Genomic DNA, 11512 nt, shown 5'->3' with positions numbered 1-11512 from the left:
GAAACACCGATCGAAGTTCATTTTTCCGAGAGACAAGAAAACATGCACATTCCAGCAATCACGCTGCGTAGCGTCGTCGCCATCGGGGCGCTGGCGCTCGCCGGTTCGGCTTTCGCCGCCGGCCAGGAAGGCCAGGTCGTCGCCAAGGATCAGCGCACGGGCAAGATCCGCAATGCAACCGCCGCCGAAGCAAAGCAGTTGAACGAGCTGCGCGCCGCCGACCGCGCCGCCCAGAAGGCAGCGCGCCAGGCTGCCGGTGCCCCGGCTACCGGCGTCGTACGCCTGCAGCAGAACGGCATCGCCGCCGCCCACGTCGACGAAGAGTCGGTGTCCTACTCGGTCGTGCACCGCACCGCCGACGGCAAGCTCGAAGCCGATTGCATCCACGGCAAGACCGCTGCCGAAGCCGCCCTGACCACCCCTGTGACCAAGCATTCCGAGGAGCACCAGCATGAAGTCCAATAAGCGCCCAAGCCTGACCCTGGTGGCCGCGGCCCTGGCGCTTGCCTGTGCCGGCATGGGCTCCGCTCACGCAGCTGCCAAGATCGTCATCAACAACCTGAACGCGCCTGGCGTCGGTTTCAACGACCCGACCCCGGCCACCCCCGTCGGCGGCAACACCGGCACCACCATCGGCCAGCAGCGCCTGATCGCCTTCACCCACGCGGCGAACATCTGGGGCGCGACCCTGACCAGCAATGTGCCGATCGTCGTCAACGCACAGTTCGTCCCGCTGTCGTGCACCGCCAGCAGCGCCGTGCTGGGCAGCGCCGGCGCCACCCAGGTGTTCGCCGACTTCCCGGGCGCGCCGAAGGCCGGCACCCTGTACTCCTACGCCCTGGCCAACAAGCTGTACGGCAGCGAAATTTCGGACACGCCGGGCCCGCAGATCAACGCCCGCTTCAACTCCGAACTGGGCAAGGCGAACTGCCTGGCCGGCAGCTCCTTCTACCTGGGCCTGGACGCCAACGAAGGCAGCAACATCGACTTCGTCGCCACCCTGCTGCACGAGATGGGCCACGGCCTGGGCTTCCAGACCTTCACCAACGGCCAGACCGGTGCAACCTTCGCCGGCTACCCGTCGGCATGGGACCACTACCTGCTCGACAACACGACCGGCAAGCTGTGGGTCAACATGACCAATGCCGAGCGCGCCGCTTCCTCGCTCAAGCCTTCGGGCCTGTCCTGGACCGGTCCGCGCGTGACCGCGGCCGTGCCGTCGGTGCTGACCGCCACGGCCGAACTGCGCGTGGTCGGCGCCGGCGCGCGTTCGCCGAGCGGCGACATGTACGCGGTTGGCGAAGCCGATTTCGGTCCGAAGCTGGACAAGTCGCCGCTGACCGGCCAGGTCGCCCAGGTGGCCCTGCAGTCGGACAGCCCGGGCTCGGCCTGCACCCCGTTCAATGCCGCCAATGCCGAAGCCGTGCGCAACAAGATCGCCCTGGTCAGCCGCGGCACCTGCGGCTTCGCCGTCAAGGTCAAGAACGCCCAGAACGCCGGCGCGATCGGCGTGATCGTGGCCGACAACGCCCCCGGCGCGGTGACGGGCATGGGCGGCGCCGATGCGTCGATCACCATCCCGTCGGTGCGCGTGACGCAAGCCGATGGCGCCCTGATCGCCGCCAGCCTGACCAAGCCGAACGGCAACACGAACGGGACCGTGGCCAAGCTGCAGCGTTCCAAGTCGCAGCTGTCGGGTGCCGATGCACAGGGCCGCATCACGATGTTCACCCCGGATCCTTACCAGCCGGGTTCGTCGGTCTCGCACTACAACACGACCGCGACCCGCAACCAGCTGATGGAGCCGGCGATCAGCGCCGACCTGACCCACGCGGTCACGGCGCCGACCGACCTGACGCTGGAGCTGTTCAAGGACATCGGCTGGTAAGCGCCGCAGCCGATCGGCAGACGTGAAAAGACCCGCGGGCCGCAAGGCCGCGCGGGTCTTTTTTTATCCCTCCGCCGCGGGTTTATTTCACGTGCTGCGCCAGCCAGGCATCGATCTCGGGCAGGCGCGCGCGCCGCACGGCGATGCGGTCCTTGATCGCGGCGATCGCGGTCTCGGCATCGCGCCGCGCTTCCGGAGCGATGTGGGCTTCGGCATAGGCGCGCACCTTGTCCATCATCGCCGGCGTGCTGGCGCTGCCGGCCAGGCCCGGGACGTAGCGGCTGCGCGAGGTGGCGTCTACGCGCGCGTTGACCGCATCGATGTTGGCCAGCGCGAAATCGAAGGCCAGTTCAGGATGGCTGCGCGAGACGGTGGCGATCATCGCGGCGCCGTTGGTGGCGCCTGGCTCCTCGGTCAGGGCCAGCGCCAGCGCGCGTTCGGCGAGCTGGCGGTCATCGCTCGAGGCCAGCAGGGCGTACATCGTGTCCTTGATCATCGGCGACTTTTCCAGCTGCGCGGCGCGGCGCATGGCGTCCCAGCCGGCGGCGTCGGCATGTTCGGCGACCACCGACAGGATGGTCTTGCGCAGCGGACCCGGGACGGCCGACGGATCGCTGTCCATCAGCGCGTAGCGGCGGCGGGCCTCGCGGATGGTCGCCTCGTCGCCCAGCTGGCTCAGGGTGGAGATCAGTTGCGTGCGCAGGTTGGCGTGCGAGGTCGGCTCGTCCGCTTTCGCGTTCCAGCCGATCTGCGCCATCACCGGCGCCAGGCGCTTGACGGCATAGGCATCGAGGCGCGCACGGCCTGCCTTGTCCTCGCCATACATCGCATGCAGGCTGCCCAGGCCGCGCGCGACGAGGGCCCAGACCTGCGGATCGGCGTTGCCCGGGGCCGCTGCGGCCAGGTCGAGGAAGTCCGAGGCCGGCTGCAGGCCGGCCATGCCGAGCGACCAGCTGTCGCTCAGCATGCCGAGCTGGTCGATCGGGGCGAGGCGGGCGAACTGCTGGCCCAGCTGTGCGAAGCCGGTCTTGCTGTACAAGGTGCGGTAGTAGCCGCTCTGGCCGGCGTTCACGACCACCGGGCCGCAGCCGGGCAGGGTCAGGCTGCCTTTGCCGCCAGCGACCAGGGTGCGCGCCTGCGTGGTGGCGCCTGCCGCCTGGGCGATCACCGGCACGCGCCAGGCCAGGGGCTTGCGGTCCGGCTGGTCGCGCGAGAACTCGCCCTGGCTCAGGCTCACCGTCATGTTGCCGCCCTTGCACACCGGCTCGCCGACGCGGATCAGCGGCACGCCGGGCTGCAGCGTGAAGTCGTGGGCGATCGCCGTTACCGGCTTGGCGGCGGCGCGCTCGACCTGGCGCCACAGGTCGCTGGAAGCCGTGTTCCCGTAGGCGTGTTCGCGCATATAGGCGCGCACCCCACGGCGCCAGGCATCCTCGCCCACATAGGCTTCCAGCATGCGGATCACGGCTTCGCCCTTCTGGTAGGTGATCTCGTCGAAGGCCTGGCTGGCCTGCTCGACCGTCTTCACGTGCTGCACCACCGGGTGCGTGGTGGCCAGCGCGTCGCGGCGCATGGCGCCGTCGCGGCTGTTCACGGCTTCCAGCGCCGTGTTCCATTCGGGATGCAGGCGCGCCATCATGCGCGATTCCATCCACGAGGCGAAGCCTTCGTTGAGCCAGAGGTCGTCCCACCAGCGCATCGTGACCAGGTCGCCGAACCACTGGTGCGCCATTTCGTGGGCGGCGGTGGCGAAGATCTCCTGCTTGTCGCGCTGGGTCGAGATGGCCGGGTCGAGCAGCAGCGCGTACTCGAAGGTGAAGATCGCGCCCCAGTTTTCCATCGCGCCGAAGAACTGGCTGCGGCCCGGACCGGCCACGTTGTCCAGCTTCGGCAGCGGATAGCGCACCCCGAAATAATCGTTGTACTCGCGCAGGATGGCTTTCGAGGAGTCGAGCGCGAAGGCGGCCTGCGGCAGGCTGCCGCGGCGCGTGACGACACCGAGTTCGGTGCCGTCGACATTCGCCGTGGCGCGCTCGAAGTCGCCCAGCGCGAAGAACAGCAGATAGGTCGACATCCTGGGCGAATCGGCGAAGCGCAGCTCGACGCGGCCGTCGGGTAGCGTCGTGCGCGATTGCACCGGCATGTTACTGACGGCCATCTCGCCGGCGGGGACGGTCGCGCGCAGGGCGAACGTGGCCTTGTAGGCCGGCTCGTCCCAGGACGGGATCATGCGCCGCGCATCGGAATTCTCGAACTGGGTGAACAGGGCGCGGCGCTTGCCTTCGGGAGCATTGTCGTCCTTGTAGTCGAGCGAGAACAGGCCGACGGCCTGGGTGCCGATCACGCCCGTGTAGTCGAGGCGCAGCGTATAGCGCCCTTTGGCGAGCGGGCGCGCAAAACGGAAGGTGGCGGTCTGCGCCTCTTCGTCGACGGCGATGCGGGCCTCCTGCGCCGCGCCCGACTTCGGCATCAGCGTGGCTTTCGCGAACGTCAGGTCCGCCGCGTTCAGCGTGATGCTGCTGGTGGGCGCCGTCACCTCGAGATCGATCGCTGCCTGGCCGCTGAAGCGGGCGTTCGGCGCATCCGGCACGAGTGCGATGTCGTAGTGCAGCGGACGCACGCCGCGCGGAAGCTGGGTGGTCGTTTCGAGCAGCGCCGCGGAAGCGGCCTTGGGCGCGGCAAGGGCGGGCAGGGCAGGGAGGCTTGCGAAGGCGAGTGCGAGGGCGGCGGACAACAGGCTGCGGTGCATGGGGTTCTTTCGTCGTAGGCGGCAAGTGAATGCGCCAATCTAGCCTCCCGTCCTTGGCATGTCAATCTGCCAAGGAGAGCTGCCCGTGCCCGGCGTTTGCGGCTATGATTCCCACAGCACCTCATCACAACAAATCGAAGGAGACCTATGAAACTGTACATCAGCAGCCATGCGCCGAATCCGCGCCGGGTGATCATGTTCATGCTGGAGAAAGGCATCGCCGGGATCGACACCGAGATGGTCGACATCCTCGCCGGCGAACAGCGCAGCGAGCGTTTCCTCTCCAAGAACCCGCTCGGGCGCGTGCCGGCGCTGGAGTTCGACGACGGCCGCGTGCTGAGCGAAACCCGGGCGATCTGCACCTGGCTCGAGGGCCGCTATCCGGAGCCGAACCTGATGGGCGTCGACTTCGAGGAGCGCGCCTTCATCGAAATGGCGGACCGCCGCATGGAATTGCACCTGCTGCTGGAAACGGCGCACGGCGCGCGCCACACGCACCCGGCGCTGGCGCCGCTGGAACAGCCGCAGTTCAAGGACTACGGCGCGGCGCAGGCCGACAAGATGCGCATCACCGCGCGCTGGCTCGACCAGGTGCTGGCGCGCCAGCCCTACGTGGCCGGCGAGCGTTTCACCATCGCCGACATCACCGCCTTCTGCGCCCTCGAATTCGGCCGCGGCCTGCTGCGCTTCCGGCCGGGCGAGGAGGGCATGGCCAACCTGCAGGCCTGGCGCGACCGCATCGCCGAGCGGCCGAGCGCGATCGGGTCGAAATAATAAAAAAGGGCGGCAATCGCCGCCCTTATACAGGATTCACTCCACCCGCCGATACCACGGCGACTCCCCCAATAGCGGCTTGTAGGCCCCCGCATGCGCATCCCCCGGCGCCAGCTCGCGGTCGATGCCCAGCACCCCGAAACGCGCCAGGCTCTCGTGGAACAGGCGCAGCACGCGCTGGCGCAGCATTGGGCCGAAGTCGGCCAGGGCGCGCCGGCACAGGATGGCCTGGAACTCGTTGAAGGAGGCGTCCGTCACCAGGTTGTGACCCGCCCAGGTGATGCGTGCGCGCAGGCGCGGCAGGAGCAGGGCGCGGCCATCCTTCACCTCGAACCAGTCAAGCAGCGCAGCGTTGCCGCCGGCCTGCCGGTAGCGTTCCTGCAGCGCCGGCAGCTCGGCCGCATCGAGGCTGGCGTCGCGTACCTCGGCCAGCATCTCCTCGTTGGCGATGGTGGCGAAGATCTCGGTGCGCGCCAGCAGGCCCGCTTCCTGCAGCAGGATCGCCAGCGTCCAGGCCTCGCCGATGCCGGCGCATTCGGCCAGCCAGATCTTCGGCAGGGCCGCCGAGGGCAGCGACTTTCCCAGCACTTCGCGCGCCTCCCGTGCCCAGGCCGGATCGTCGAACAGGCCGGACAGAGCGACGGCGAGCGCGCGCAGCACGTTCGAGGCCGCGCCCGGTTCGTGCAGTACGCGTTCCTGCAGCGCCGAGACGGTTTTTAAATCCCGTGCGGCCAGCACGCCAAGCAGCTTCTTGCGCACCAGCTGGCGGTCGTAGTCGCGGAAATCGTAGCCGTGGCGCTGAAACAGCGCTTCCAGCAAGAGGTCGATTTCCAGCTCTTCGACTGCCAGCGAGGCGGCAAAGGCGGCAAAGGCGGTCAATGCAGCCACACTCGCATCAGCGACAGCAGCTGCGCCACATCGACCGGCTTGGTGATGTAGTCGGAAGCGCCGGCGGCGATGCACTTGTCGCGGTCGCCCTTCATCGCTTTCGCGGTCAGGGTGATGATCGGCAGCGACTTGAACTTCGGAATACGGCGGATGGCACGCATGGTGTCGTAGCCGTCCATCTCCGGCATCATGATGTCCATCAGGACGATCTCGATGGTCGGATCCTTCTCCAGCACCTCGATGCCGTCGCGGCCGTTCTCGGCGAAGAGCACCTGCATCTGCTGGCGCTCGAGCAACGAGGACAGCGCGAAGATGTTACGCAGGTCGTCGTCGACGATCAGGACCTTGCGGCCCGCGAGACCACCGTCGGCCGCGTGGATCTCTTCCAGCATGCGCCGCTGCAGTTCCGGCAGCGAAGCGTGCGAACGGTGCAGGAACAGCGCCGTCTCGTCCAGCAGGCGCTCCGGCGAACGGGCGTCCTTGATGACGATGGTCTTGGCGTACTTCTTGAGCTTCGTGACTTCCTTGCGGTTCAGTTCCTGCGCAGTGTAGATCACGATCGGCAGGTCGCGCAGGGCCGGCTTCTTGCCAATCTCGTCGAGCAGTTCGAAGCCCGAGATGTCCGGCAGGGTCAGGTCCAGCACCATGCAGTCGAAGTGCTGGGCCGCCAGCGCTTCCATCGCCGCCTTGCCGGTTTCCACGGTCTTGATGTCGATGTCGGCATCGCCGATCAGCGACACGATCGACTCGCGCTGGGCCATGTCGTCTTCCACCACCAGCAGCGTGCGCTTGCCGCCCACCAGGAACTTCTGGATGCGGGTGAATTCCTCGTTCAGCGCGTCGCGGTCGACCGGCTTGCTGATGAAGGAAATCGCGCCTTGGCGCAGCGCACGCTCGCGCTCGCGCAGCGCCGACACCACGTGCACCGGGATGTGGCGGGTGCTCGGGTCGCGTTTCAGGCGGTCGAGGACCGTGAAGCCGTCGATGTCCGGCAGGTCGATGTCGAGTAGGATCGCCGACGGCAGGTAGTCGCGGGCAAGGGACAGGGCCGAGTCGCCGCGGTGGGTGACGATGCCCTTGAAGTTCTTCTCGCGTGCGAATTCCAGCACGGTCTTGGCGAAGCGGTCGTCGTCCTCGACGATCAGCACCGACGGGTCGCCCGGGGCGATCAGGCCGCGGTCGTCCAGCATCGAGGCATATTCGACCAGGTTGCTGTTGGTCGGTGCCTGGACTTCGATCGTGGCCACGCTGCCATTCTCCGCCGCCTCCGGCAGGGCATACACGACCGGTGCCGAGGTGAAGGAAGATGCGGGTGCCGAGTTCGGCGCCGCCAGACGGGCCGGCTGCGGCTGGCGCGTCGCTTCGTAGTTGATGAAACCGGCGCGGTTGTACGGCAGGTACAGAGTGAAGGTCGAGCCGACGTTCACAGTGGATTCCACTCGAATTTCGCCGCCCAGCAGGCGCGCCAGTTCGCGCGAAATCGACAGGCCCAGGCCGGTACCGCCATATTTACGCGCGGTCGAGCCGTCGGCCTGCTGGAATGCCTCGAAGATCAGCTGCAGCTTGTCGGCCGGGATGCCGACGCCGCTGTCGCTGACCGAGAAGGCCAGCACGGCGTCCGCATGCAGCAGGTGCGGGTGGTCGGCGGTCCAGCCGCTGGTGACCAGGCTGATGTTCAGCGCGACCTGGCCATGGCTGGTGAACTTGAACGCGTTCGAGAGCAGGTTCTTCAGGACCTGCTGCAGGCGCGTGGTATCGGTCATCACCGCGGTCGGCAGGTTGTCCGCCAGGTCGACGGTGAAGCCGAGGTGCTTGGCTTCGGCCATGTGGCGGAAGGTGCGGTCCACGTAGTTGCGCAGGGTCGCGAAGCGGTATTCCGACACGTCCAGCGTGACGGTACCGGACTCGATCTTCGACAGGTCCAGAATGTCGTTAATCAGGGTCAGCAGGTCGGAACCGGAGCCGTGGATGGTCTTCGCGAATTCGACCTGTTTGCCGGACAGGTTGCCCTCGGGGTTATCCGAGAGCTGCTGCGCCAGGATCAGCAGCGAATTCAAAGGCGTACGCAGTTCGTGCGACATATTCGCCAGGAACTCGGACTTGTACTTGGAGGACAGGGCCAGCTGGGTCGCCTTTTCTTCCAGCGCCAGCTTGGCTTGCTCCACCTCGCGGTTCTTGCGTTCCACCTCGATGTTCTGCTCGGACAGCAGGCGCGCTTTCTCTGCGAGCTCCTGGTTGGTCTGCTGCAGTTCCTGCGCCAGCGACTGCGACTGGGTCAGCAGCGATTCGGTACGGCTGTTCGCCTCGATCGTGTTCAACACGACGCCGATCGATTCCATCAGCTGGTCGAGGAAGGACAGGTGGGTTTCGGTGAAGCGGTCGAGCGAAGCGATCTCGATCACGGCCTTGACCTGCTGTTCAAACAGGATAGGCAGCACGACGATGTTGTTCGGCGGCGCCGAACCGAGGCCCGAGGAGACGACGATGTAGTCGCGCGGGACGTCGGTCAGCCAGATGCGGGTCTTCTCCAGCGCGCACTGGCCCACCAGGCCTTCGCCCGGCGAGAACGAGGTCGGCAGCTTGCGGCTGGAACGGTAGCCGTAGGAGGCGATCATGCGCAGGCGCGCATCGGCTTCCTGCGAATCCATCATGTAGAACACGCCGTGGTGCGCCGAGACCAGCGGCGCCAGCTCGGACAGGATCAGCTTGGTCACCGCGCCCAGGTCGCGCTGGCCCTGCAGGAGTCGCGTGAAGCGCGCCAGGTTGGTCTTCAGCCAGTCCTGCTGCGCGTTCTTCTGCGTGGTCTCCTTCAGGTTACGAATCATCTCGTTGATGTTGTCCTTCAGGTAGGACACCTCGCCGCGCGCTTCGACCTGGATCGAACGCGACAAGTCACCACGGGTCACCGCGGTTGCCACCTCACCGATCGCGCGCATCTGGTTGGTCAGGTTTGCCGCCAGCTGGTTGACGTTTTCCGTCAAGTCCTTCCAGGTACCTGCAACGCCCGACACGTTTGCCTGGCCGCCCAGCTTGCCTTCCGTACCCACCTCACGGGCGACGCGCGTCACCTCGGATGCGAAGGAGGACAGCTGGTCCACCATGACGTTGATCGTGTCCTTCAGTTCGAGAATCTCGCCCTTCACGTCCACGGTAATCTTCTTCGACAAGTCACCACGCGCCACCGCGGTCGTCACCGCCGCGATGTTACGCACCTGGCCCGTCAGGTTCGACGCCATGAAGTTCACGTTGTCGGTCAAGTCCTTCCAGGTACCGCCCACGCCCGGCACGTATGCCTGGCCGCCCAGCTTACCCTCGGTACCCACCTCACGGGCGACTCGGGTCACCTCGGATGCGAAGGAGGACAGCTGGTCCACCATGACGTTAATCGTGTTCTTCAGTTCGAGAATCTCGCCCTTCACGTCCACGGTAATCTTCTTGGACAGGTCGCCGTTCGCCACCGCGGTCGTCACGTCCGCAATGTTACGCACCTGGCCGGTCAGGTTACCCGCCATCGAGTTCACGCCGTCGGTCAAGTCCTTCCAGGTACCCGCGACGCCAGGCACGTTTGCCTGGCCGCCCAGGCGGCCTTCCGTACCCACCTCACGAGCGACTCGGGTCACCTCGGATGCGAAGGAGTTCAGCTGGTCGACCATGACGTTGATGGTGTTCTTCAGCTCGAGAATCTCGCCCTTCACGTCCACCGTAATCTTCTTGGACAAGTCGCCGTTCGCCACGGCGGTGGTCACGTCCGCGATGTTACGCACCTGGCCGGTCAGGTTACCCGCCATCGAGTTCACCGAGTCGGTCAAGTCCTTCCAGGTACCCGCGACGCCCTTCACCTGCGCCTGGCCGCCCAGCTTGCCCTCGGTACCGACTTCCCGCGCCACGCGCGTCACTTCGGAGGAGAAGGAGGACAGCTGGTCCACCATGACGTTAATCGTGTTCTTCAGTTCGAGAATCTCGCCCTTCACGTCCACGGTAATCTTCTTCGACAGGTCACCGTTCGCCACCGCGGTCGTCACCGTCGCGATGTTACGCACCTGGCCCGTCAGGTTCGACGCCATGAAGTTCACGTTGTCGGTCAAGTCCTTCCAGGTACCGCCGACGCCCGGCACGTAGGCCTGGCCGCCCAGCTTGCCCTCGGTACCCACCTCACGCGCCACGCGGGTCACCTCGGATGCGAAGGAACGCAGCTGGTCCACCATGACGTTGATGGTGTCCTTCAGCTGCAGGATCTCGCCGCGCACGTCCACGGTAATCTTCTTCGACAAGTCGCCGTTCGCCACCGCGGTCGTCACTTCCGCGATGTTACGCACCTGGGAGGTCAGGTTACCCGCCATCGAGTTCACCGAGTCGGTCAAGTCCTTCCAGGTACCCGCGACGCCTTTCACCTGCGCCTGGCCGCCCAGCTTGCCTTCGGTACCGACTTCTCGCGCCACGCGCGTCACTTCGGAAGAGAAGGAGGAGAGCTGTTCCACCATGGTGTTCGTGGTGGTTGCCGCGCGCAGGTACTGGCCCTTCAGCGGGTGGCCGTCCACTTCCAGCGCCATGGTCTGCGACAGGTCGCCCTTCGCCACGGCGCCGATGACGCGCGCCATCTCGGTGGTCGGGCGCACCAGGTCGTCGATCAGGGAGTTCACGGAGCTGATCAGGGTGCTCCAGCCGCCGACCACGCCCGGCACGTCCGCGCGCTGGGTCAGGTGGCCTTCGCGGCCGACCACGCGCGACACTTCGGTCACGGCTTCGACCATCTTCGACTTGGTCTCGATGATGTCGTTCAGCGTGTCGGCGATCTTGCCCGAGACGCCAGTCCAATCGGAAGGCATGCGTACCGAGAAGTCACCCTTTTTCAGGGCCATCAGCGTTGCGAGCAGGAGCTTGACGTCCAGCTGTTCGGCCATGTCGGTCATTGTGTTCATCGACGTGTCATCCTTGTTTTGGAAAATGGGTACGGCGTTCTTGTTGTGCGTTCGACAGGCTTGTGTCGCGCGCAGGAGAAACTGTTACACGGAAATATGAAACGATACTCTTGTGCGATATCAAGTCAAGCTCTACAGGAGAATAAAACTTGCAATCTGGGAATTTTTGCAAGCGAGCGGGGGAGGGTAGCGGAAACAAACTTTTCAGAGCGCACGATTGGATTGCGGTACTGAAAGTCGTCGCAAAATCGCTACAAAATTTGTTAACTAAATATGCAATTAACTTGCTAGAAT

Annotated in this window: 6 protein-coding genes; 3 read left to right on the top strand and 3 right to left on the bottom strand. The window is 65.8% G+C overall.

Features of this window, described 5'->3' with window-relative positions:
* Nucleotides 1-42: 42 nt before the first annotated feature.
* Nucleotides 43-465: a post-PEP-CTERM-1 domain-containing protein gene (locus C2862_RS22415; RefSeq protein ID WP_136222832.1), complete on the top strand. Its 423-nt coding sequence runs from the start codon at nucleotides 43-45 to the stop codon at nucleotides 463-465.
* Complete coding sequence (locus tag C2862_RS25990) at nucleotides 452-1888, top strand: PA domain-containing protein (protein ID WP_136222830.1); 1437 nt, start codon at nucleotides 452-454, stop codon at nucleotides 1886-1888. Before C2862_RS22415 ends, C2862_RS25990 begins: the two co-directional genes overlap by 14 nt.
* 82 nt (nucleotides 1889-1970) lie before the next feature.
* Here C2862_RS25990 and C2862_RS22405 read toward each other — a convergent pair whose 3' ends face one another.
* Nucleotides 1971-4637: a M1 family metallopeptidase gene (locus C2862_RS22405; protein WP_136222828.1), complete on the bottom strand. Its 2667-nt coding sequence runs from the start codon at nucleotides 4635-4637 to the stop codon at nucleotides 1971-1973.
* A 147-nt stretch (nucleotides 4638-4784) separates the two neighbouring features.
* On the opposite strand from C2862_RS22405, the gene C2862_RS22400 reads away from it, so the two are divergent.
* Nucleotides 4785-5411, top strand: a complete 627-nt coding sequence (locus tag C2862_RS22400) for a glutathione S-transferase family protein (protein WP_136222826.1) — start codon at nucleotides 4785-4787, stop codon at nucleotides 5409-5411.
* 36 nt (nucleotides 5412-5447) lie between these two features.
* Here the strand turns inward: C2862_RS22400 and C2862_RS22395 are convergent, their stop codons facing one another.
* On the bottom strand, nucleotides 5448-6299 hold the full coding sequence (locus C2862_RS22395) for a CheR family methyltransferase (protein ID WP_229467554.1): 852 nt from the start codon (nucleotides 6297-6299) through the stop codon (nucleotides 5448-5450).
* Nucleotides 6287-11218, bottom strand: a complete 4932-nt coding sequence (locus tag C2862_RS22390; RefSeq protein ID WP_136222824.1) for a response regulator — start codon at nucleotides 11216-11218, stop codon at nucleotides 6287-6289. Before C2862_RS22390 ends, C2862_RS22395 begins: the two co-directional genes overlap by 13 nt.
* Between the last annotated feature and the right edge of the window lie 294 nt (nucleotides 11219-11512).

Source organism: Massilia sp. Mn16-1_5 (assembly GCF_004798585.1).
Lineage (GTDB): Bacteria > Pseudomonadota > Gammaproteobacteria > Burkholderiales > Burkholderiaceae_D > Telluria.
The sequence above is the reverse complement of the archived record's forward strand: the minus strand, read 5'-3'. Positions and strand labels throughout refer to the sequence as shown.